Source organism: Croceibacterium atlanticum, assembly GCF_001008165.2.
Classification (GTDB): domain Bacteria; phylum Pseudomonadota; class Alphaproteobacteria; order Sphingomonadales; family Sphingomonadaceae; genus Croceibacterium_C; species Croceibacterium_C atlanticum.
The window spans coordinates 534238-557784 of the sequence record NZ_CP011452.2 but is presented as its reverse complement, the minus strand read 5'-3'; the positions used below and the strand labels follow the sequence as shown (position 1 = coordinate 557784).

Here is a 23547-nt window from a genome sequence, read left to right as displayed (position 1 = left end):
GGAGCGCCGGCAAGATCAAGACTTGTTGAAGATTCGGGCATCCGTATAGCCCGCTGCCCTCACCTTGGCGAGCGACGCCTCCGCCTGTTCGCGCGTGGAGAATGGCCCGGTCCGCTCAAGGAAATAACGGCCCGATGGCACGGCCTTCCCGCCAAGCCTGTCCGCGGCCTTTTCCGCGCGTTCCGCGGTCGAGAATGTGGCCGCCTGCACCATGAAGGAACCGGTTTCGCCAGTGGGCGCTTCGACCTGTGCGGCCGTTTCGCGCTCGAATGCCTCTTCAAAGCTGCTGGCTTCGGGCTTCGGTCCTATAAGCGTCCCGGGCGCCTCTGGTGGTGCGGGTGCCTTGGCGTCAGCCAGCGCTTCCGGTGCGGAGGATTGCGCGGCTGACGGGAGTCTCTGCCTCAGGACTTCCACCAGCGACATGGGCGTATCCATACGGAGCGGCGGGGCCTGGCCTGCCCGCAGCAATGCACGTTCTTGCTCGGGAGGATTGGTGCGACGCAAGCGGACAGGCACGCCTTCTCTCGCACCAAGTTGCGCCATGGCGTCAGACGACAAGGCGATCAGCTGCGTTCCGTCCATCGGCCCGCGCCGCTCCAGCCTGATCAGGATTGTCCGCCCGGTTTCGAGCGAGGTCACTTCAGCATAACTGGGGAGAGGCAGGGTGTGATGCGCGCCCGTGATCCCGGCACCACCATCAACATCAAGCGTGGCGATCCCGACCTCGTCATAATTCAGCACGTCTTGCGGGACATATTCCTTGCCATCGATCTGGTAGGCATCGCCGACAACCACCGGATAATCCGCGCCCGGCCCATTTGCAGGCATTGCACCGGCAGATTGCAAACCGGCCTGCCCCGCGCCCTGGGTATTGCAGGCAGCCAGCGACAGGCCGAGGGTCAGGGCAAGAGCGATCCGGCATGCGTGGATCGCGCGGTCATCGGATAATCTCATCTGCCAGCAACCCAACACTCATCGCGTAATAGTTCGAGCAGTTATATTCGAGGATAACCCTATAATTCTGGGTTAAGAGATAGCTTGGGGCGGCGGGGCCATCCGGTTCGAACAGCGATGCCATGACGTCATCCCCGATCGGCTCTTGCGGCATGACTCCCAGCTTCTTCCATTCCGCCACGGTCATCCAGCGGCTATGCCGTTCATGCACGCGGGGGCAAACCGGCGCGACAACCTTGGGCGCAATCGCCATGCGGTCCACACTGTTGGGCGTGTAGGCGCGCACGCCCCAGGGTTCTCCCCGGCGCCAGCCTGCATCGCGGAAATAGTTGGCGATGGAATGCAGCGTGTCGACTTCGCTGTTCCAGATGTCCCGATGGCCATCCCCGTCACCATCCACGGCAAGGCGGAGGAAGACACTGGGCAGGAACTGTGAATTTCCGAAAGCACCGGCCCAGCTGCCCACAAGCTTGGAGCGCGGATATTGTTCTTCTTCCGCGATCCTGAGCAGATCGATCAATTCGGCCTCGAACAGAGAGCGGCGGCGCCCTTCCCAGGCCAGCGTGGCGAGTGAGCGGGCCAGATCGAAACTGCCCTGAATCGCGCCATAGCTGGTTTCATGCCCCCAGATCGCGAGCAGGATTTCCGGCGGCACACCATATTGCCGTTCCACATCGCGGGCGAGGGAACCAAGTTCGCTGTAGAGATGCTGCCCGCGCCGGATCCGTGCGGCCGTGTTGTGACGGTTCAGATAAGGCGCCATCGCCGGGTATCCGCTGCTGCTGCCTCCGGAGGAAATGTTATCCCGGTCCAGCGCCAGCACGCGTTGGTTCGGCGTCAGATCGGATAGCAGACGGTCGATGGTGGCCTGGCTTACACCCTGCCCCCGCGCCTTCGCGGCAACCAGCTGGATGTAGGAATCGAATGGAAGGTCCTGCGCATTTGCAGGAGCACCGGCCGTCAGGGCGGCCACGGAAATGGCGAGGAAACGCAGCGTCTTGGCTAACATGGGCAGTTTTCTGCCATGTGCCGGCCCGGGTGAAAAGCCCGGGACCGGCCGGTTTCCTCGCAAATCGACGAATAGCGCCGGCTTTGGGCCAAACGCGTTCGCGTCAAGCCATCAACTGCCCAGATCGGGCTGCATGCCCGGGTTTTCTTTCAGCATTTCGGAAAGTGGCGGGAAACCGCAATTTTCCTCGTCACCGCAATTGGTCACCGTGTGGACATAGCGGATCTTGCCATCTTCAATGCGGAACAAGTGGCTGTCGGGCCGCTTCTTCTCACCAAATTCGAGGAAGACGGAAACCGCGCCGATAACCGGATCGACGACATATTGGCGATTGGTCAATTCCACGCCTTCAGGCACGCCGACATCGCAACTATCGTCAGGCTGCCCCTTCCCGGTATAGATGCCACCTTCCAGACGGGCGCAGGGCGTGCCCCATGGAACCTGCACGGACTTGTCATTGAACAGATCGAGATAGGCGTCGGCAGCGGCGATCAGCTCGTCACGCGTATTGCGGCGGGCTTCGGGGATTTCGCCCCAATCCTCGCGCGAGGCGTAATAGGCCGTCTTTTCCGCATCGAACAGCCAATCACCTTCATCCGTTACGATGTTGTTGAAGGGGCCGACCCCGAAATAGCCATTGGACATCTGTGTGGCGGTTACCATCGGGCGTTCTTCATCCAGCATGACTGCTTCGACGAAGACCTTGCAAGTCAGCGTGTCCTGCACCGCCACATGCCAATTCACTTCACGCGGCTTGTCCAGGAATGCACCGAGCGAGGAGCGCTTGAAGTTTTCGTCATAATCGACCCATTCGCCCAAATTCATCTTGAACATGCTGCCGGCTTCGATCGCGGCAACCCAGCTATCGGCGATTTCCTGCGTCTTGTCGCGAGTGCAACCCTGCGCTGCTGCGGGCGTGGCGATGGTGGCGCTGGCGGCACAACCAAGGGCGAGGAGAATTTTCTTCTTCATGCGGTCAGGTCTCATCGGTCTATCCTAGTTTCGAAAAACGGTACGGGTACTGCCGCGTCGCGTCATTGGCGCAGTACGGCGGATACCCAGCTGGCAAGAGGACAGGCGGTAGAAGTGAACGAAGCGCGCGCCGATTCCGTAATCGGATAACCTCGGCGATATGCTACTGTCATTTATTCACCCCACCCAACTTGGCGCTTTGCGCTCTTCGTGTATGTGCCTAGCCGACGGATTCGGGAGAGTCACGTGGTGACAACGCCCGCAATGCGCGTTAGCGGCAATCCCGCAGCGGACAGGTGGCAGAGTGGTTGAATGCACCGGTCTTGAAAACCGGCGTGGGTGCAAGCCCACCGTGGGTTCGAATCCCACCCTGTCCGCCAACGGCATAACCACAGAACAGAAAATGATTGGGTTTGAGGCACGCAGCCGCGCCGGTTAACCGGCGTGGACTATCGACCATGCATCATGGGCCGTGGTGGCCCCGGTCGTGGGATTCGAAATGGAGGTCGCAAAGTCGATGTATCGTGAACGGGTACGCAATGCAGCGCTTCTTGAAAGGATCACCAGCGCGGATGAAGCCGCGAAGCTGATCCGCGACGGCATGACTGTCGGCATGAGTGGTTTCACTCGTGCCGGGGAAGCCAAGGCCGTGCCGATGGCACTGGCCGAACGGGCAAAGACCGATCCTCTCAAGATCACGCTGATCACCGGGGCCTCGCTCGGAAACGATCTCGACAAGACCATGGCCGAAGCGCACCTGCTCGCGCGGCGTATCCCCTTCCAGGCCGATCCCGCACTACGCAGGGCGATCAATGATGGCGAGGTGATGTTCGTAGATCAGCATCTCTCCGAAACGGTTGAAATGCTGCGCACCCGCCAGCTCGGCCCGGTGGACGTCGCGGTGATCGAGGCGGTCGCTATCACCGAGGATGGCGGTATCGTGCCGACCACCTCGGTGGGCAATTCGGCCAGCTTCGCGATTCTGGCCGACAAGGTGATCGTGGAAATCAATCTGGCCCAGCCCGACACGCTGGAGGGCCTGCACGATATCTATATCCCGTCCTACCGCCCTGCCCGGATGCCGATCCCGATCGTCTCGCCCGAAAGCCGGGTGGGTATGCCCTATATACCGATCGATCCGGACAAGATCGCCGCCATCGTGGTGACGGAAAAGCTTGATTCCTCCTCTACCATTCTGCCGCCGGACGAAGACACGCAGGCGATCGCCGGCCACCTTTCGGAATTCCTGCAGCACGAAGTGAAAGCGGGGCGTCTCACCAACACTTTGCAGCCATTGCAGGCGGGCATCGGCACGATTGCCAATGCCGTGATGCATGGCCTCATCGATACCCCGTTTCACAATCTGAAGATGTATTCCGAAGTTCTTCAGGATTCTACCTTCGACCTGTTCGATGCCGGCAAGCTGGATTTCGCTTCCGGTTCGTCGATCACCGTTTCCGCGGAACGATACCAGACGGTGCTGGAAGATCTCGCGCGCTACAAATCACGCTTGGTCCTGCGCCCTCAGGAAATCTCCAACCATCCCGAAGTCGTACGCCGGCTCGGGATCATCGGTATCAACACCGCCCTGGAATTCGACATATATGGCAATGTAAATTCCACCCATGTCGGCGGCACGAAGATGATGAACGGCATCGGCGGGTCCGGCGACTTTGCGCGAAATGGCTATATGTCGATCTTCGTCACCAAATCGACCGCCAAGGACGACGTGATTTCCAGCGTGGTGCCGATGGTCAGCCATGTCGATCACAATGAACATGATGTCGATGTGCTGATCACCGAATACGGCCTTGCCGATCTGCGCGGTCTTGCACCGAGAGAGCGTGCGCCGCTGATCATCGCCAATTGCGTCCACCCGGCCTATCGCGAACAGCTTGGCGATTACTACCGCAGGGCCGTGGCGCGTGGCGGGCATACACCGCACGTTATTGAAGAGGCGCTGTCCTGGCATGGCCGCCTGCGCGAAACGGGCAGCATGAAGATATAGCGGAACAAGCGCGCGGAACTCTTGCTTCCAGGCGGACAAGCGCCTCCTGGTTAGCGGTGGCACTGTTCGTTTTCTGCCGCCCTATCCGTTCCGGCCCGGCTCCTGCTCGGGAATCGCCATTGCCTGGTCGCTGGCTGACTCGAGCCAGCCATCTCCCCCACCGGGGCGATTTTCTTCGCCCTCGGTAGGGATCGGATCGTCTTCCAGTTCGAATTCCATGGCGGTTCTCCCACGCAGGAGAGAAACGCGCCATGCCCGGCCCATGTCCCGGTCAAGCGCCGGAGCGCCCGGAAATTCAGATATGCAGTGCCCGGCCGTAAGCGCCCAGCACGCTTTCATGCATGGTTTCGCTGATCGTCGGATGCGGGAAGACGGTGTTCATCAATTCCGCTTCCGTCGTTTCCAGCGTCTTGCCGACGACATAACCCTGAATCATTTCAGTCACTTCCGCGCCGATCATATGCGCGCCCAGCAATTCGCCGGTTTTCGCGTCGAACACGGTTTTCACGAAACCTTCGGGTTCACCCAGAGCGATGGCCTTGCCATTGCCGATGAAGGGGAAATTGCCGACCTTCACTTCGTATCCGGCCTCTTTTGCCTTCGCTTCGGTCATGCCGACACTGGCGATCTGCGGATGGCAATAGGTGCAGCCGGGGATGTTGTTCCGGTCCAGCGGATGGGGGTGAACATCCTCGTTGCCCAGTTCCTGCGCAATCGCTTCTGCCGCGGTCACGCCTTCATGGCTTGCCTTGTGCGCCAGCCATGGGCCGGGCGCGCAATCGCCGATGGCCCACACACCCTTTGTCCGGGTGCGGCCATAGGGATCGATCTGGATGAAGCCGCGGTCCATTTCCACCAGCTTTTCGATTCCGATATTCTCGGTATTGGGCTGAATGCCGATGGCCACGATAACATGGCTGAATTCGCTGCTTTCGACCTTGCCGTCCTTGCCCTTGATCTTGGCGGAGACACCCGTGTCGGAAACCTTGAGTTCTTCCAGCGCGGCACCGGTCCGGATCGTCATGCCCTGCTTGGTCAGCTGCTTTTCAAGGAAGGTCGAAACGTCCTTGTCTTCCACCGGAACAATCCGGTCGAGCATTTCCACGACCGTAACATCGGCGCCCATATCCTTGTAGAAACTGGCAAATTCGATGCCGATCGCGCCCGATCCGATCACCAGCAGCTTGCTGGGCATTTCCTTGGGCGTCATCGCATGGCGATAGGTCCACACCCGCTTGCCATCTGCCGGGGCGAAAGGAAGGTCGCGTGCGCGTGCGCCGGTGGCAATGATGATATGCTTGGCACTGATCGTTTCCGTGCCCTTGTCGCCCTTCACTTCCAGCGTATTGGCGTTCTTGAACGTCCCGACGCCCATATGGACGGCGATCTTGTTCTTCTTCATCAGATGCGTCACGCCCTGGTTGAGCTGTTTTGCAACGCCCCGGCTGCGCTTCACCACCGCTTCAAGATCGGCCTCTATCTCCTTGGCGGCAAGGCCATAATCCTTGGCATGCTGCATGTAATGATAGATCTCTGCCGAACGCAGCAGCGCCTTGGTCGGGATACAGCCCCAGTTGAGGCAGATGCCGCCCAGCAGTTCGCGTTCGACAATGGCCGTTTTCAAACCGAGCTGCGCCGAACGGATCGCCGCAACATAGCCGCCCGGTCCGGAACCAAGTACGATAACGTCGTAATTCTCAGCCACGTGGCTCGCTCCTAATTGTTGGTCCGGCCGTCTTCCACGGGCCGTGGACGCCGGTTCTCGTCAATGGCGACGAATGTGAACGTCGCCTGGGTCACTTTCACGGCATGTTCGGAATGCCGTTCACGCCGCCATGCTTCCACCGCGATGCGGATGGAGGTGCGGCCCACGCTTTCGATCTCGGTGAAGACGGAAACCTCGTCCCCCACCTTCACCGGCATGTGAAACTGCATTCCGTCCATCGCGACCGTCACCGCCCTGCCCTTGGCTTTCCGCGCAGCAGTGAGGCCGGCGGCGCTGTCCATCAGGCTCAGCAGCCAACCGCCGAATATATCGCCATAGGCGTTGGTATCGGCCGGCATTGCGGTCACCCGGATGGCCGGGTCGCGGCCTGCGTAAATCTCGTCGCTCAATTCACCATGCCTTGCGCTGGAACACCTGGAACACTGTCCTTAAGCAGAATATCCGCCGACCGATTTCCGCCAATAAAATCGGCGAGGCGGGAACGTCTGCAAGACATTTCAATAATATGGCCCTGCTTTCTGGCAGTAGGAAAGAACATTATCCCCCCACCAGTTGCAGGTTGCGGGCCAGCACCCATCCGGATTTGCAGGGGCCGGAATAGGGTTCGGGAACGGCCACCGGGCTGCTCACCCTGCAATCGCCCAGTTCCTGGAACTCTCCGCTGGCGTAAACGATACCCTGCCATTCCTCCACCGCGTCACACAGCCAGACCAGCGTGCCCTGCGGCAGGCGATCTGTTTCGCGCGCATATTCATCATGCTCTTCACGGACCGACAGGAAGGCTTCCCCGGTCGGGCTATAGAGACCTGACACGCGGCCGATCCCGCCGCAGGCATCCGCTTCGGGCCCGTCACGCCCGACCATAGGGACATTGCCGGGGACCGCTTCCGTTGTGGGCCCAGCCATCAGGGCCAGCGCCCACACCGAAGCGAGCAAGCCGTTCACCTCAGGCCACCAGGCCCAGCGGCGCCTCGCAATATTCCTTGAAGGCCTTCATCAGTGCGGCGCCATCGGCACCATCGATCGCGCGGTGATCGAAGCTGCCCGTGGCGCTCATCACCGTGGCGATCTGCAGTGCATCGTCCACGACATAGGGCCGCTTCTCGCCTGCGCCGATCGCCATGATCATGCCCTGCGGCGGATTGATGATGGCTTCGAACTGCTTGATGCCGAACATGCCCATATTGGACAGGCTGGCCGTGCCGCCCTGATATTCTTCCGGCTGCAATTTGCCTTCACGGGCGCGCCCGGCGAGATCCTTCATCTCGGTGGAAATGGCACTGATCGCCTTGCTTCCGGCATCCTTGATGATCGGCGTGATCAGGCCGGACGGGATGGAAACCGCCACCGACACATCGGCGCGGGTGAATTTCAGCAGCTTGTCGCCGGCGAACTGCACATTGCAGCTCGGCACCGCCACCAGCGCCTTGGCCAGCGCCTTGATCAGCAGATCATTGACCGAAAGCTTTACGCCCTGCGGTTCCAGCGCGGCATTCAGTTCCCCGCGCAGCTTCAGCAATGCATCCAGGCGGATATCCACCGTCAGATAGATATGCGGAACCTGCTGCTTCGATTCGGACAGGCGGCGGGCAATCGTCTTGCGCATGTTGGAGAGTTTCTCCTCCTCATGCGGAATGCCGAAGTCCTGCGCCTCGACCGGAGCGGCTGCGGGCGCGGGCGCAGCGGCAGGCGCTTCAGCCGGGGCGGCTGCGCCCGGCTTGGCGTTTTCGACATCGGCCTTCACGATGCGGCCATTCGGGCCGCTGCCCTTGATGGCGGACAGGTCCAGCCCCTTGTCGGCGGCGATCCGCTTGGCCAGCGGCGAAGCGATGATTCGGTCGCCCGAAGGAGCAACGGCCTGCGGCGGGGCAGAAGCGGCGGCGGGTGCCGGAGCAGGGGTGGGAGCCGGTGCGGGCGCGGCTTCTTCCTTCGGCGCGGCGGCGGGAGCGGATGCCTCACCGCTGGCAGGCTGCACATCGGCGGGGTCTTCACCCTCTTCCGCCAGCGTGGCGATCACGGTGCCGACCTTCACGCCTTCCGTGCCTTCATCCACGGAAATATGCGCGATTACGCCTTCATCCACGGCTTCGAATTCCATCGTCGCCTTGTCGGTTTCAATCTCTGCCATGATATCGCCGGCAGAGACCTGGTCGCCTACCTTCACGAGCCACTTGGCGAGCGTGCCCTCCTCCATTGTGGGGGACAGGGCGGGCATCTTTATAGCGATCGACATGGCGGTTCGCGGTATCCTTCCTGTGGCGTTGTTCTGTTTGCCGGTTTCGGCCCGTCTCTGGCCAATTTGCGGCGCGGGAGCAAGGTTCTTGCGCCGCTATTGCTTTGTCACGATATTCGCGCCGACGGGAGGGAGCATTATGCGCGTCTATCTGGTGATCATCGACGAGACGGAAGAAGCGCATAGCGCGCTGCGTTTCGCATCGCGCCGCGCGGCCAAGACCGGCGGTTCCGTGCATATTCTGGCCATCGTGCCGAAACAGGCCTTCAGCGCCTTTGGCGGGGTGCAGGCCACGATCGAGGAAGAGGCCCGCGACCGGGCCGAAGTGCTGGCCAACAGCGCGGCGGGCGAATTGATGAGCGAAGGCGGCAAGATGCCGCAGATCGCCGTCCGCATGGGTGACGGCAAGACGGTGATCAACGAATTCCTCTCCGAACATCCGGAGGTTGCCGCACTGGTGCTGGCCGCCGCGCCCGAAGGCGCGCCTGGCCCGCTGGTCACCCACTTTTCGGCCGCGGCGGGATCGTTGCCATGCCCGCTCTTCATCGTGCCCGGCCGCCTGGACGACGCGGAACTCGATCGCCTGAGCTGAACCGGGGTCTTCCGGGAGAAGGCTCTATTTCTTCCTCTTGCGCCCCTGGTGGCGGATATTGGCCGGCCGGCCGCGCTTGCCCTCGGCATATTTACCTTGGGTCTTGGGCTTGGATTTCCGCTTGGGCGGCGGGCGCTTTCCACGCGGTTCGATAGCCTGGCCATCAGCGTCCAGCGGTTCGAATTTCAGCGCGCCGGTGAGCGGATTCGATTCGGCCAGCTTGAGATCGAGCATGTCGCCGACCGTGTAGATTGTGCCGCTATGCTCTCCGACGAGGGCACGCGCGCCTTCGTCATAGCTGAAATATTCGCGCCCCAGCGCCGATACGGGCACCAGCCCATCCCCGCCGAGACCGGCAATCGTGGCGAAAAAGCCGAATTTCTGGACCCCGGTGATGCGGCACCGGAATGTCTCGCCCACCCGGCCCGCCAGCCATGCGGCGACATAGCGATCGATCGTGTCCCGCTCCGCCTCCATCGCGCGGCGTTCACTCTGGCTGATCGCGTCGGTGACCTTGGAAAGATCGGCCCGATCCTTATCCGACAAGCCGGTGCCGTCGGGAATTGCCCCCTTCGGCTTTGGCTGTTCCAGCCCGAATGCATCAACCAGCGCACGATGCACGAGCAGATCGGCATAACGCCGGATCGGCGAAGTGAAATGCGCATAACTGCCAAGAGCAAGCCCGAAATGCCCCGCATTGCTGGGGCCGTAATAGGCCTGCGTCTGGCTGCGAAGGACCGCCTCCATCACCAGCGCCTTTTCGCCGGGATCGGAAATATCCTTGATCATGCGGTTGAACAGGCCGGGCGTGATGACCTGCCCCAGGGCAAGATTCTTGCCGATCGAGTCGAAATATTCCCGCAGCGCGATGAGCTTTTCACGGGTCGGCGGCTCATGCACGCGATAGACGACCGGCGAGGCCTTGCTCTCCAGCGCCTTGGCCGCCGCGACATTGGCCGCGATCATGAAATCTTCCACCACGCGATGCGCATCGAGCCGTTCTCTCACGGCGATTTCGGTGATGCGCCCCTTTTCATCCAGCAGGACGCGGCGTTCCGGCAGATCCAGTTCCAGCGGATCGCGGGCGTCGCGGGCAGAGGCGAGGAGCTTCCACGCACCCCACAGATTCTGCAGCGGTTCGGAGGCTGTGCCATTGTCGATCCGTTCCTGCGCATCCTCATAGGCAATGGTTTCGGCAATATTCACCAGCGCGCGGGTGAAGCGCCATGACGTCACCTTGCCTTCCGCGCTGATGGAAAGATGGCACGCCATCGCCGCGCGGGTTTCCCCTTCGCGCAAGGAACAGACATCGGTGCTCAGCACCTCGGGCAGCATGGGCACCACGCGGTCCGGGAAATAGACGGAATTGCCGCGTTTCCTGGCTTCCCGATCCAGTGCGCCGCCGGGGCGGACATAGAAGCTGACATCGGCAATCGCCACCAGGGCGCGGAAACCGCCCTCCCCGTCCGGTTCAGCCCAGATCGCATCGTCATGATCGCGGGCATCGGCGGGGTCGATGGCGACGATGGGCAGGTGGCGCAGATCTTCCCGCTTCTCCTCGCTCAGCGGCAGGCGAGCGGCCTCTTCGCCTTCTTTCAGCACTTCTTCCGGGAAAATATGTGGAATGCCGTGCTTGTGGATCGCGATCAGGCTGTAGCTCTTCGGCGCGAGCGGATCGCCCAGGACTTCAGTGACTTTCACGCCCGAGCGCGGGGATCGTCCGGCCGGTTCGGCGAGGACGAGATTGCCCTCTTCCGCTCCGCCAAGGTCGGCAATGGGGGAGGAATTGCGGATTCGCTTGTCCACCGGGGCCAGCCACGGTTTGCCGCCGCCATCCATTTCCACCACGCCCAACAGGGAATCGCTGCGCGAAGGCAGCTTCTTCATCGGGAAGGCGCGCCATCCGCTGCCGGTTTCTTCCGTCCGGGCGAGCACGCGGTCGCCGGAACGCAGCGCCCCGCCCTTCTTGCTTTCCTTCAACCTCAGCCGGGGCGGCGGCGTGGCATCATCGGGCTGCCAGTTGTCGGGAATGGCAATCGCCTCGCCATCTTCGATATCGACCACGCGCAAGACGGTGACCTTGGGCACACCGCCCATGCGGTGATAGGCGGTTCGCCTGCCGTCGATCAGCCCTTCCTCGGCCATGTCCTTCAACAGGGCCTTGAGGGCGATCTTCTCTTGCCCCTTCAGCCCGAAATGACGCGCAATCTCACGCTTTCCGGCCGGGGTTTCGGACGTCTGGATGAATTCAAGTACCTGCTTGCGTGAGGGCAAGCCGGGTGTCGGTCGTTTAGCCATCCACGCGATATGGGCGCATGTTCACCCGGCCACAAGCGGAGAGAGCGCTTCGCCGGGGACAGTTCTGGCGGCAGGGTTTCGATCCCTTCGGCAAACAGGGCGTAACCGCCCATATGCAGGAAGAAAGGGATCGATCGCCCGGATCAATATGCGCGGGCGACGTAGATCCACTCAACCGCGTCATCGCCAGTGAAAAGGCATTTTCCGTTTGGAGCGCCCCGGTCCATCGGCACATTGCGGAAAGTCAGCTTCAGCGATTTCAGCTTTTCGACCACCTTGGACAGTTCGTCCCCGGTCGGGCGCGACCATTGCACTTCGACCCAGCCCGGATAGCGCTGGTTCTCGCCATAGAATTCGGCGAGTTCATCGAAGCTACTGATGTCGCGAACGATATTCGCTTCGCGCCGTTCCTTGGCCTCCCCATAGAGCGAGGCCTGTATGTCCACCAGCAGATCCGCGATGGAAGCGCGCGCTTCATCGCGTGAGGGATAGGAGAAATCGGGCTTCCCATCTTCGCCCCACAACCTGTCACGCCGCAGCATGGAAACCTTGCCACCGGCCATGTCCCGGCCGCCCACTTCGATGATGACCGGGGCCCCTTTGCGCACCCAGTCCCAGCGCTTGCCCGCAGCCTTGCCCGGCTTGCGATCGAGCAGCACGCGTATCGGTTCGCCCAGAACCTGTTCGTGGGCAATCGCGGCGCGCAATTCCTCGCAATAATCGAGAAGGGCAGAATCTTCCGGCTTGTCCCGCAGCATCGGCAGGATCACGACCTGATGCGGGGCGATGGCGGGCGGCACGCGCAAACCGTCATCGTCGCCATGGGTCATGATGAGACCGCCGATCAGGCGCGTGGACGTGCCCCAGCTCGTCGTATGGCATAGCTGCTGCGTGCCTTCACGGTCCTGGAACCGGATATTGGCAGCCTCCGCAAAATTGGTGCCGAGATAATGCGTGGTGCCGGCCTGCAAAGCCTTGCCATCCTGCATCATCGCTTCGATCGAATAGGTCGCGACGGCGCCGGGGAAACGCTCATTCTCCGGCTTTTCGCCTGCGACGACCGGGATGGCGAGCACGTCTTCGGCAAAACTGCGATACATTTCCAGTGCGCGCAGCGTTTCTTCCATGGCGCCGTCCCGGCTGTCATGCGCGGTATGGCCTTCCTGCCAGAGGAATTCGCTGGTGCGCAGGAACATGCGGGTGCGCATTTCCCACCGAACGACATTGGCCCATTGGTTGGTCATCAGCGGCAGGTCGCGCCAGCTCTGGATCCAGCGGCTCATCGCGTCGCCGATGATCGTTTCCGATGTCGGGCGGACGACCAGCGGTTCTTCCAGCTTCGCTTCGGGATCGGGCACCAGCCCGCCCTTGCCATCCGCGATCAGCCGGTGATGGGTGACGACTGCCATTTCCTTGGCGAAGCCTTCGACATGCGCGGCTTCGCGTTCAAAATTGGCGAGCGGGATGAAGATCGGGAAATAGCAGTTCTGGACGCCGGCGGCCTTGATGCGTTCGTCCATCAGGCGCTGGATGCGTTCCCAGATGCCATAACCCCAGGGCTTGATGACCATGCAGCCGCGCACGCCGGATTCTTCTGCCATATCTGCAGCGGAAACGACTTCCTGATACCACTGCGCAAAATCGTCTTCGCGCTTGATGGTCAGGGCGTGGCGGATATTCGACATTGGACTCACCCGGAATCTTGACAGAACGGGCCCCCTAGCCTCGCGCCTCTCCGGGTGTCGAGAGAGAAGTAAGCCTGCGAAAAACTACTTGCCCATTTCGTCGAGTTTTTTCTGCATTTCCGCCATTTGGTTGCGTAATGCCTCGAGATCGTCATTGCCGGACGATCTGGATTCCGGGGCAGCCGCCGCCCCCTGCTTGCCGGGCATGAAGGCGCTGGTTGCCGCCTCGAACATCTTCATGTTCGTTTCGGCCAGCTTGGCAAAGGCGTCCGGCCCCATGCTGGCCTTCCAGGTTTCCTGTAACTTCAACTGGTTGGCGCGGAAATTATCCATGCTCGCTTCCAGGTAATGCGGCATCAGCGCCTGCATGGAATTGCCATACATGGAGATCAACTGGCGCAGGAAACTGATGGGCAGCATCTGCTCCCCGCTCGCCTCTTCCTCCATGATGATCTGGGTCAGCACGGCATGGGTGATATCATTGCCCGTCTTGGCATCGAGCACCTGGAAATCGATCCCTTCACGGGTCATCCGCGAAAGATCGTCGAGAGTGATGTAGCTGGACGACTTGGTGTTGTAGAGGCGCCGATTAGCGTATTTCTTGATAATGACAGGATCTTGGCCCTGTTCTTTCTCCGACGCCATCAGCACGCTCCCTTTTGCTGTAGTGAAAACTTCTTAGCACTTGCAACATATGCGGTGCAACATGATTGACATCATGCAGTACGGCAAAACCTTCGGCCCAGTAGGGTCAGCAGTTCATATTGCGACAATCCGCTGAGCTGCGCCGCGCGCGGCAGGTCATATTCCAGATCCAGCCAATCCCCTTCGCGCAGCTGCGATGCTGCGCCGCAATCAACAATTACCAGGTCCATCGAAACGCGCCCCAGGATTGGCAGCTCCGTCCCATTATGCATCAGCATTCCTGCCTTGGCCCAGCTGCGCAGAAAACCATCGGCATAGCCGAGCGAGACGGTCGCGGAGCGCATGGCCCGGCGGGCGGTAAAGGTGGCGTTATAGCCCACCGTGTCGCCGGGCGAGAGATCACGCAATTGCAGCACCTGGGCCTGCGGGCAGGCGACCTGCCGGATTCGGCCCGCAAGGCCGGGATGCGGAATGCCGCCATACAGGGCCAGACCGGGGCGAGTAAGGTCGAAGGCGTAGCTTGCGCCCAGAGCTATGCCGGCGCTGTTGGCGAGGCTGCGGCACTGCGCGGGCACTTGCTGCGCCGCTGCGGTAAAGCGTTCCAGTTGCAACGCATTTAACGCCACATCTTCATCCGCCGAAGCGAGGTGCGAGATCAGTGTATGGATTTGCAGATCCGACACGATGGCTTCGCCGATTTCCGCCATCGACAGGCCGAGGCGATTCATGCCCGTATCGACCATGACATCGCAGGGCCCGCCACCGGCATCGCGCCAGAGCCGGGCCTGATAGAGGCTGTTGATCACCGGCCTTGCACCGGTTTCCTTGGCAAAGCGAATGTCAGCCTCGCCCAATGGCCCGTGCAGAACGGAAATGCACTCCGCCGGAACATGCTGCATGACGGCGGGCACTTCCGCCCAATGGGCGACGAAGAAATCGCGCGCCCCCGCCTCTTCCAGCACCGGGACCACGTGATCCACGCCCAGGCCATAGCAACTGGCCTTTACCGCGGCCCCGGCCCGGGCCGTGCCGGACAGCCGATCCAGTTCCCGCCAATTATGCGCCAGGGCGCCCTTGTCGATTTGCAGCCGCAGCGTCGATGGCGGCAGTTCAGGAAGGGTCATCGGCGAAATCGCGCGGAGGCCCCGAAGGGAGCCCCCAGAGAGCGACGGCCAGCGCCACGATCAGAAGAATCCAAGTATACCATAAGCCTGCAAAGATATCGCCAGTACGGGCCACGATATAGCCCGAGATCAGCGGCAGGAAACCGCCGAAATAGCCTGCGCCTATGTGATAGGGAATGGACATGGAGCTGTAGCGGATTCTGGCAGGGAACATTTCCGACAGGAGCGAAGCCACCGGCCCATATGTCGCGCCCGACAGGGCGGACAGGACGATCAGCAGGGCCACGATGCCGACGATATTGGCGGCTGGCGGAATCTGATCGGAAAGATCGTAACCCGCCTGACTCAGCCAGGTTTCGACCGTGGCGCGATCAACGGATGATGAATCGCTGATCCGCTTCACTTCGGCACCGAACCGGACCGTCACTTCCTCGTCACTGCTTACAGTATAGGGGATTCCGAGACCGGAGAATTCCGACATCAGCTTGCCGCAGGCGGTGGACTGGTTTTCCGCGAAAGGATCATATTCGCAATCCGGCCCGGTAATTACCACCGGCGCCTGTTCTGCCGCAGCGGAAAGCTGCGGATTGGCAAGCGCGGCAATGCCCCAGAAACAGGGAAAGAGCAGCAGAAGGGACGCGATATAGCCCCACACGATCGGTTTCTTGCGCCCGATGCGGTCTGACAGACTGCCGAAATAGACGAAGAAGAACAGTCCCATCAGGCAGGCAAGACCGATCAGCAATTCCGCCAACGTGTCTTCCACCCGCATCGGCCCCTTGAGGAAGGAGAGGCTGGAAAACAGCGCCGTGTAGAAAACTATGGTCAGGCCGCATGCCACCCCGAACAGGGCGATGAAGATTCGCTTCTTGTTACCCGGATAGGTGAAGCTCTCCACAAAGGGGTTGGACGATGTGGCGCCTTCTTCCTTCATCGCCTTGAACACCGGGCTTTCCGACAGGCGCATGCGCATCCACAGCGAAATGGCCAGCAGCACGATCGACAGCAGGAAGGGCAGGCGCCAGGCCCAGCTTTCGAAAATATCGGCCGGTATCAGAAACCGGCAGGCAAGCACGACTACCAGGCTGAGCACGAAGCCGCCGACAACGCTGGCCTGGATGAAACCGGTGAAATAGCCGCGCCGGTCGGGCGGCGAATGTTCGGAGACATAGATGGCCGCACCGCCATATTCGCCGCCAAGCGCAAGCCCCTGCAGAATACGCAGCAGGATGACGATCAATGGCGCTGCCAGCCCGATGGTTTCGGCGCTGGGAATCAGGCCGACGCCGGCCGTGGCTATGCCCATCAGGGTCACCGTCACGAGAAAGGTGTATTTCCGGCCAAGCCGGTCGCCCAGGAAACCGAACAGGATGGCGCCGAGCGGACGGAAGCCGAAACCGATGGCAAAACCCGCCCAGGTCAGAAGCAGCGACAGGGTCGAATTATCGCTGGGGAAGAAGGCTGCGGCGATTAACGGCGCTAACGTGCCGTAGATGAAGAAATCATACCATTCGAACACCGTACCGGCAGACGATGCTGCGATGACCAGACGCATTTCCTTCGCGTCCGGCTGATGGTGCGCTGACGTGGCGGCGCCACTTGCCATATTTATTCCCCCCTGCCCTTTGCAGGCAGGCTAACCTCACCCGGCCGAAGTGGAAAGAGCGGTCAGTGCCGATTTCCAGGGGAGCAGGATCGCGCCATGCCGGCCGGGATAGGCTTGCGCGGGTTCAAGCACTGCAAAACCGGGCCATTCCGGAAGTGGGCCATCTTCGTTCAGCCAGGCGGAAATCGCATCTTGGGCGGTGCGGATGGCCGCAATATCGAGCCCCATTACAGCGCGGGCGAAGATTGCCGCCGAAGCCTGCCCGACCGCACAGGCCCGCACGCGCATTCCCAGAGAATCCACGCGGCCATCATCGTCCAGCCCCAAATCCATCGCCACCGTACTGCCGCATGTCTGCGAACGGCCTTCCCCATGGAATGCCAGATCTTCCCGGGCGGGGTAGGAACCTAGTTCCACCGCCAGCGCAAGCAATTGGGGTGTGTATAGAGTGCGGGTTTCGCTCATGCTCAGGGCGTGGAACCCTCGTCCACTTCATACAAGTAACGGCTTCGTTCTCCGATCAGCTGGACCAGGGCATCGGCACTGGCATTGACCACCGGATATGTGCGCGCCGTCGTGATCCAGTCAGGACGACCAGACGGGCCCCAGATCGTATCATAAGCCAGCACGAGTAGCGAAAAGGCCATGACCGTGACGATCACGCCCTTCACCGCCCCGAAACCGAAGCCGAGCACGCGGTCGATCGGACCGAGAATGGAATTGCGGGAAGCCTTGCCGGCGGAGCGGGCAATCAGCTTCACCACGCCATAGGGAATGATGAGCGTTATCGCGAAAGCCAGCACGGCCGCCCCTGAAGGCGAATCCATATATTCAAGCAGTTGCGCCGTCACATCCGTGTGCAGATAATGGATCGCGAATATCGCCACGACCCATGCTGCCAGAGACAGCACTTCCTGCACGAAACCGCGCATGAAACCGCCAATCGCCGCGACCCCGACGATCAGCAACACTATGATATCGAAGCCCGTCATGCCTGATGCTGATTATGCTCCGCCCATGATCCGGTCAACGAGCTTCGGCAATGCGGCAATCCCGGCATAACGCAAACCGGCCACATCCTGCCCGGCATCGGCCGGTCCATTGCCCTGATCGAAGCCGAGCTTCGCCGCTTCGCGCAGGCGCAACCCGGTATGCGCAACCGGCCTGATTTCGCCGGAAAGCGATACTTCGCCGAACCAGATGCTGCGCAAGGAAAGCGGTTTGTCCGCCAAAGCGGAAACCAATGCGGCCGCGACAGCCAGATCAGCCGCCGGATCGGTCAGGCGATAACCGCCCGCAACATTGAGATAGACTTCTGCCGAAGAGAAATTCAGCCCGCATCGCGATTCGAGCACGGCAAGGAGCATGGCCAGACGGCCACTGTCCCACCCGACCACCGCCCGGCGCGGGGTTGCCCCGGATTGAAGGCGGACGATCAGCGCCTGAACTTCGACCAGCACCGGGCGCGTGCCTTCCAGCGCCGGGAAGACGGAACTGCCGGCAACGGGTTCGTCCCGTCCGGAAAGGAATAGCATTGACGGGTTGGAGACTTCGCACAGCCCCTGCCCTTCCATCGCGAATACGCCAATCTCGTCCACAGCGCCAAAGCGATTCTTCAGCGAGCGGAGGATGCGATATTGGTGACTGCGTTCGCCTTCGAAGCTCATCACCACATCCACCATGTGTTCCAGCACACGGGGGCCGGCAATCGTGCCGTCCTTGGTGACATGGCCGACGAAAATCAGCGCCACGCCGTTTTCCTTGGCATAGCGGATAAGTTCGAATGCGCTGGCCCGGACCTGGCTGACCGTGCCCGGCGCGCCTTCGATCGTGTCCGAATGCATCGTCTGGATCGAATCGATGATCAGCAGGGCCGGAGGCGGCCCCGAATGCAGCGAGGTCAGTATATCCCGCACCGAGGTTGCGGCCGCGAGCCGAAGCGGCGCATCAGATAGCCCGAGCCGCCTGGCCCGCATCCGCACCTGGCCGGTAGCTTCTTCCCCGCTGACATAGACGACATCGGCCCTGGTCCGCGCGATCGCGGCTGCGGCCTGGAGCAGCAGGGTCGATTTGCCGATCCCGGGTTCGCCCCCCATCAATATGGCGGAACCGGGAACGATACCCCCGCCCAGCGCGCGGTCGAATTCAGCAAGGCCGGTCGACCGCCGCGTGAGCACTTCGGACGGCGCATCGAGAATCTCGAAATCGAGTTTCCGGCCCCCGCCCGAAAGATCGTGCTTGGCCGAAAACTTCGTTTCGGCCGCTTCCTCAACCAGCGAGTTCCATTGCCCGCAATCGGTGCACTGGCCCTGCCAGCGGGTTGTCACACTGCCGCAATCGGCACAGACATAGCGACGTTTGGGCTTGGCCATGCCCGGTCGTTAACCGGAACATATGCCGAACGCAAGCCGCTTGTCAGGTCGTGAACGCGTCTTTCAACCGATCGAAGAATCCCCGGCTTTCCGGACATTCGTCACCGGTTTCAGTCTCCCGGAATTCCCGCAGCAATTCCTTCTGCCGGGCAGAAAGCCTGGTGGGCGTTTCGACCATGATTTCGATCACCAGATCGCCGCGCCCCCTGCCCTGAAGCACGGGCATACCGGCACCGCGCTTGCGCAATTGACGCCCCGACTGGATGCCGGCCGGGATTTCAATCTCATTGGGTTCGCCATCCAGGCCCGGAATCTCGATCGATCCGCCAAGAGCGGCCGTCGTGAATGAAACCGGCACGCGGGTGAGCAAAGTCGTGCCTTCGCGGACGAATACCGGATGCGCTTTCACATGCACGAAGATGTAGAGGTCGCCCGGCGGTGCGCCCATCGGCCCCGCCTCGCCCTTGCCGGACAGGCGGATGCGCGTGCCATTGCCGACACCCGGCGGAATTTCGACCTGGAGATCCTGGATCCGGTCAATGCGGCCTTCCCCGCGGCATTCATGGCAGGGCTGTTCGATGACTTCCCCGCGGCCATGGCAGGTCGGACAAGGTCGTTCGATGACGAACAGACCCTGTTGCGCGCGGACCTTCCCGTGCCCGTGGCACGTATCGCAACCACGACGGGACGTGCCGGGTTCAGCACCATCGCCATGGCATGTTTCGCATGCGACGGAGACTTCGATCTTGATCTCCGTATCCTTGCCATGAAACGCCTCTTCCAGGCCGATTTCCATGTCATAACGCAGATCGGCACCGCGGCGCGGCCGGCTGCGCGCCGCGCCTCCGCCAAAGGCGCTGCCAAAGATCGTTTCGAAAATATCGCCCAGATCGCCAAAGTCCTGGTGCCCATGGCCACCGCCCATTCCCTGCTGGAACGCGGCATGGCCATAGCGGTCATAAGCGGCTCGCTTCTGAGGATCCTTCAGACACTCGTAAGCTGCGCTGATCGTCTTGAACTTCGCTTCGCTTTCCGAACATCCCGGATTGCGATCCGGATGATGCTTCATGGCCAGCTTGCGATAAGCAGCCTTGATCGTCCGGTCATCCGCGTCGCGGCTGACTTCGAGCAATTCGTAAAAATCTAATTCAGATGCAGACATAACTTGCCCCTAAACCTGTTCCGCCGCCGGCGCGGTCAGCACCGGCGGCGGCATGGGTTTCCATCAGGACAATCAGCCCTTGTTCTCTTCGTCCACTTCGGAGAATTCCGCGTCCACGACTTCCTCGTCGGAGCCGCTTTCATTCCCCGTATCGCCGGACGGAGCTTCCGCGCCTGCGGCCTGCTCCTTCTCGTAGATCTGTTGGCCCATCTTCATGGCGAGATCGGTCAACGCCTGGGCCTTGGCAGTGATTTCGGCCGCGTCGTTGCTTTCCAGCGCCGTCTTGGTTTCGGCGATGGCGGCTTCGATCTCGGACTTCAGTCCGGCATCGATCTTGTCGCCATGTTCGGCGATCTGCTTCTCCGTGGCGTGGACAAGACTATCGGCGTTGTTCTTCGCCTCGGCACCTTCGCGGCGCTTCTTGTCTTCTTCCGCGAACTTTTCGGCATCCTGCACCATCTGGTCGATGTCGGATTCCGAAAGGCCGCCGGATGCCTGGATCCGGATCTGCTGTTCCTTGCCCGTGCCCTTGTCCTTGGCGGACACGTTCACGATGCCGTTGGCGTCGATATCGAAAGTGACTTCGATCTGCGGCACACCGCGCGGAGCGGCGGGAATGCCAACCAGGTCGAACTGGCCGAGCATCTTGTTGTCCGCAGCCATTTCACGTTCACCCTGGAAGACCCGGATCGTCACCGCCTGCTGATTGTCTTCAGCCGTGGAATAGACCTGCGTCTTCTTGGTCGGGATCGTCGTGTTGCGGTCGATCATGCGGGTGAACACGCCGCCCAGCGTTTCGATACCGAGCGAAAGCGGCGTCACGTCGAGCAGCAGCACGTCCTTGACATCACCCTGCAGAACACCGGCCTGAATGGCCGCGCCCATGGCAACGACTTCGTCCGGGTTCACGCCGGTATGCGGCTTGGAACCGAAGAAGCCTTCCACGACTTCGCGGACCTTGGGCATACGGGTCATGCCGCCAACCAGGATCACTTCATCCACCTGGTCCTTGCTGACGCCGGCATCGGCCAGAGCCTTCTTGCACGGTTCGAGCGTGCGCTGGATCAGGTCGCCCACCAGTTGTTCCAGCTTCGAACGGGTGATCGTTTCCACCAGATGCAGCGGGGTGGAGCTGCCGCCTTCCATACGCGCGGTAATGAAGGGCAGGTTCACTTCGGTCTGCTGCGAGCTGGACAGCTCGATCTTGGCCTTTTCGGCGGCTTCCTTCAGGCGCTGCAGGGCAAGCTTGTCCTGCCGGAGATCCATGTTCTCCTTCTGCTTGAACTGGTCAGCCAGATATTCAACGATCGCAGTGTCGAAATCCTCGCCACCCAGGAAGGTGTCGCCATTGGTGGATTTCACTTCGAACACGCCATCGCCGATTTCGAGGATGGAGATATCGAAGGTGCCGCCACCAAGGTCATAAACGGCGATGGTCTTGCCATCGTCCTTGTCCAGACCATAGGCCAGCGCAGCCGCTGTCGGTTCGTTGATGATGCGCAGGACTTCCAGGCCAGCGATCTGGCCGGCATCCTTGGTCGCCTGACGCTGCGCGTCATTGAAATAGGCCGGAACGGTGATGACCGCCTGGCTGACGGTTTCGCCAAGATAGCTCTCGGCGGTTTCCTTCATCTTCTGCAGAATGAAGGCCGAAATCTGCGACGGCGAATAATCTTCGCCCCCGGCCTTGACCCATGCATCACCATTCTTGCCCTTGACGATGTCATAGGGAACGAGGCCCATGTCCTTCTTGGTCAGGGGATCTTCAAAACGGCGGCCGATCAGGCGCTTGATCGCGAAAAGCGTATTGTCGGGATTGGTGACGGCCTGGCGCTTCGCCGGCTGGCCGATCAGACGTTCCCCGTCCTTGGTGAAGGCGACGATCGACGGCGTCGTGCGTGCACCTTCCGAATTTTCAATAACCTTGGGCTTGCCCCCGTCCATCACCGCAACGCAGCTGTTGGTCGTACCCAGGTCGATACCGATAACTTTGGCCATGGTTTTCCCCACATCCCTTCTTCAATTGGACGCCGCACATTCAGCCCCCCGTCCTTGGCAAGGCCGGTCGGCGGCTCGATACGAGGGGGATATAGGAGTGCTTTGGCTTGGCACAAGGGAGGCGGGAAGCTAGAAAATCCTACTTGGAGTTAAGGGGAAGGATGTCCATGAACAGAACAATCTGGCCCGCGGCTGCGCTGGCGCTTGCTGCCCTGGGGCCGGCGGCCTGCAGCGGCGGCGAAAGCGAACAGGCCACTGAAACGGCAGGGCCCGAAGCGCCTGCCGGTATCAGCGTTTCCGATGGCCGCATGATGTTGCCGCCCGTCTCCGGCAATCCGGCGGCGATATATTTCGACATCGCCAATGATGGCGACAAGGACGTGATGATCCGCGCCGTCAGCGTACAGGGTGCCGGCGGAGCCATGCTGCATGAAACCAGCACCTGGAACAATCAGACGGACATGCAGGAAGTCTTCCAGCTTTCCGTCCCGGCGGGAGAAAGCGTGTCCTTCGAACCGGGCGGGCTGCATGTGATGGCCAATGATCTCGACCCGTCACTGGTCGCCGGTGGCGAAACCGAAGTCACGCTGACCTTCGTTGGCGGCGACAAGGTCAGCTTCCCGGCGGAAATCCGCGAGCCGGGCGACGAACGCTGAAGCCTACCGGCGCCGCCTGCCCTGCGGGAGGAATCCGCCCGCTGACCGAAGGGGAGGTGGCGCTGGGACGCAGTATTTTCGGATCTGCCATTGATTATTCGCAAGTCACCATAAGGCGGCGGAAATGGTTTCCGTTCCAGCCACGGCGCGTAACGATGGCGCCGTGCGGCCATATCCATTTTCACCCGCGTGGCCCTTCATATTGCGATGATTTCGCGGCGGTACACCCGCTGCGCCAGGGTCATTTCATCCACGAGATGACGCATGTCTGGCAGGCACAGAAGCTGGGGAAATGGCATCTGGTGCTGCACCGACATCCATGGTGCCGGTATGATTACAGCCTGAAACCGGGATGGCAGCTAAACCAATATGGCATCGAACAGCAGGCGGAAATCGTCCGCCACGCATTCCTGATGCGCAGCGGTATCGATCTGCCCGGCGTTGCGGACCGATCCGCCTATGACCTTCTGGTCAATTTTCCGAATACAGCCCGAAGCCACGCATGAT

22 protein-coding genes and 1 tRNA gene are annotated in these 23547 nt (G+C 61.2%); 5 read left to right on the top strand and 18 right to left on the bottom strand.

What is annotated here, in order from left to right; translation table 11 throughout:
- Positions 1–15 precede the first annotated feature (15 nt).
- The 3 genes from WYH_RS02670 to WYH_RS02660 form a co-directional block, all read right to left on the bottom strand.
- On the bottom strand, positions 16–954 hold the full coding sequence (locus tag WYH_RS02670; RefSeq protein ID WP_053833363.1) for an SPOR domain-containing protein: 939 nt from the start codon (positions 952–954) through the stop codon (positions 16–18).
- The gene (locus tag WYH_RS02665) at positions 938–1963 is read right to left on the bottom strand and encodes a lytic murein transglycosylase (protein ID WP_046902602.1); all 1026 of its coding nucleotides are present in this window, start codon (positions 1961–1963) and stop codon (positions 938–940) included. The genes WYH_RS02670 and WYH_RS02665 overlap by 17 nt, the downstream gene beginning before the upstream one ends.
- A gap of 111 nt (positions 1964–2074) precedes the next feature.
- Positions 2075–2950 carry a DUF8021 domain-containing protein gene (locus tag WYH_RS02660; RefSeq protein WP_169780686.1) on the bottom strand — a complete coding sequence of 292 codons (876 nt, stop codon included), beginning with the start codon at positions 2948–2950 and terminating at the stop codon, positions 2075–2077.
- A gap of 275 nt (positions 2951–3225) precedes the next feature.
- Between WYH_RS02660 and WYH_RS02655 the strand changes: the two genes are divergently transcribed.
- Positions 3226–3315 (top strand) — tRNA-Ser (locus WYH_RS02655).
- Positions 3316–3434: 119 nt separating this feature from the next.
- A complete protein-coding gene (locus WYH_RS02650; protein WP_244877948.1) occupies positions 3435–4943 on the top strand; it encodes a succinyl-CoA:acetate CoA-transferase ScpC in 1509 nt (502 codons plus the stop codon).
- Between the two features lie 81 nt (positions 4944–5024).
- Here WYH_RS02650 and WYH_RS16740 read toward each other — a convergent pair whose 3' ends face one another.
- The 5 genes from WYH_RS16740 to WYH_RS02630 form a co-directional block, all read right to left on the bottom strand.
- The gene (locus WYH_RS16740; RefSeq protein WP_156320050.1) at positions 5025–5162 is read right to left on the bottom strand and encodes a hypothetical protein; all 138 of its coding nucleotides are present in this window, start codon (positions 5160–5162) and stop codon (positions 5025–5027) included.
- A 76-nt stretch (positions 5163–5238) separates the two neighbouring features.
- Positions 5239–6648: a dihydrolipoyl dehydrogenase gene (gene lpdA / locus WYH_RS02645; RefSeq protein WP_046902600.1), complete on the bottom strand. Its 1410-nt coding sequence runs from the start codon at positions 6646–6648 to the stop codon at positions 5239–5241.
- 11 nt (positions 6649–6659) lie between these two features.
- On the bottom strand, positions 6660–7007 hold the full coding sequence (locus WYH_RS02640; RefSeq protein ID WP_046904739.1) for an acyl-CoA thioesterase: 348 nt from the start codon (positions 7005–7007) through the stop codon (positions 6660–6662).
- A gap of 199 nt (positions 7008–7206) precedes the next feature.
- Entirely contained in the window at positions 7207–7575 is a 369-nt protein-coding gene (locus tag WYH_RS02635; protein ID WP_156320049.1) for an integron, read from the bottom strand.
- 40 nt (positions 7576–7615) lie between these two features.
- Positions 7616–8902, bottom strand: a complete 1287-nt coding sequence (locus WYH_RS02630) for a pyruvate dehydrogenase complex dihydrolipoamide acetyltransferase (protein ID WP_046902598.1) — start codon at positions 8900–8902, stop codon at positions 7616–7618.
- 139 nt (positions 8903–9041) lie between these two features.
- Between WYH_RS02630 and WYH_RS02625 the strand changes: the two genes are divergently transcribed.
- On the top strand, positions 9042–9494 hold the full coding sequence (locus WYH_RS02625; RefSeq protein WP_046902597.1) for a universal stress protein: 453 nt from the start codon (positions 9042–9044) through the stop codon (positions 9492–9494).
- 24 nt (positions 9495–9518) lie between these two features.
- Here WYH_RS02625 and rnr read toward each other — a convergent pair whose 3' ends face one another.
- The 10 genes from rnr to dnaK form a co-directional block, all read right to left on the bottom strand.
- Positions 9519–11792, bottom strand: coding sequence for a ribonuclease R (gene rnr / locus WYH_RS02620; protein ID WP_046902596.1), 2274 nt, complete (start codon positions 11790–11792; stop codon positions 9519–9521).
- Between the two features lie 143 nt (positions 11793–11935).
- Positions 11936–13477 carry an aminoacyl--tRNA ligase-related protein gene (locus WYH_RS02615; protein WP_046902595.1) on the bottom strand — a complete coding sequence of 514 codons (1542 nt, stop codon included), beginning with the start codon at positions 13475–13477 and terminating at the stop codon, positions 11936–11938.
- 84 nt (positions 13478–13561) lie between these two features.
- Entirely contained in the window at positions 13562–14122 is a 561-nt protein-coding gene (gene phaR, locus WYH_RS02610; protein WP_046902594.1) for a polyhydroxyalkanoate synthesis repressor PhaR, read from the bottom strand.
- 71 nt (positions 14123–14193) lie between these two features.
- Positions 14194–15246, bottom strand: coding sequence for an alanine racemase (gene alr / locus WYH_RS02605; RefSeq protein ID WP_046902593.1), 1053 nt, complete (start codon positions 15244–15246; stop codon positions 14194–14196).
- Complete coding sequence (locus WYH_RS02600) at positions 15233–16852, bottom strand: MFS transporter (RefSeq protein ID WP_046902592.1); 1620 nt, start codon at positions 16850–16852, stop codon at positions 15233–15235. Before WYH_RS02600 ends, alr begins: the two co-directional genes overlap by 14 nt.
- A gap of 36 nt (positions 16853–16888) precedes the next feature.
- Positions 16889–17317 carry an iron-sulfur cluster assembly scaffold protein gene (locus WYH_RS02595; RefSeq protein ID WP_053833362.1) on the bottom strand — a complete coding sequence of 143 codons (429 nt, stop codon included), beginning with the start codon at positions 17315–17317 and terminating at the stop codon, positions 16889–16891.
- 2 nt (positions 17318–17319) lie between these two features.
- Positions 17320–17844: a CvpA family protein gene (locus WYH_RS02590; protein ID WP_046902591.1), complete on the bottom strand. Its 525-nt coding sequence runs from the start codon at positions 17842–17844 to the stop codon at positions 17320–17322.
- A 12-nt stretch (positions 17845–17856) separates the two neighbouring features.
- A complete protein-coding gene (radA, locus tag WYH_RS02585; RefSeq protein WP_046902590.1) occupies positions 17857–19224 on the bottom strand; it encodes a DNA repair protein RadA in 1368 nt (455 codons plus the stop codon).
- A gap of 43 nt (positions 19225–19267) precedes the next feature.
- Complete coding sequence (dnaJ, locus tag WYH_RS02580) at positions 19268–20386, bottom strand: molecular chaperone DnaJ (RefSeq protein WP_046902589.1); 1119 nt, start codon at positions 20384–20386, stop codon at positions 19268–19270.
- Between the two features lie 72 nt (positions 20387–20458).
- Positions 20459–22384 carry a molecular chaperone DnaK gene (gene dnaK, locus WYH_RS02575; RefSeq protein ID WP_046902588.1) on the bottom strand — a complete coding sequence of 642 codons (1926 nt, stop codon included), beginning with the start codon at positions 22382–22384 and terminating at the stop codon, positions 20459–20461.
- Between the two features lie 167 nt (positions 22385–22551).
- Between dnaK and WYH_RS02570 the strand changes: the two genes are divergently transcribed.
- Together WYH_RS02570 and WYH_RS02565 are read left to right on the top strand one after the other, a co-directional pair.
- A complete protein-coding gene (locus WYH_RS02570; protein WP_046904737.1) occupies positions 22552–23040 on the top strand; it encodes a copper chaperone PCu(A)C in 489 nt (162 codons plus the stop codon).
- Positions 23037–23546: a hypothetical protein gene (locus WYH_RS02565; RefSeq protein ID WP_046902587.1), complete on the top strand. Its 510-nt coding sequence runs from the start codon at positions 23037–23039 to the stop codon at positions 23544–23546. The genes WYH_RS02570 and WYH_RS02565 overlap by 4 nt, the downstream gene beginning before the upstream one ends.
- Position 23547 lies beyond the last annotated feature (1 nt).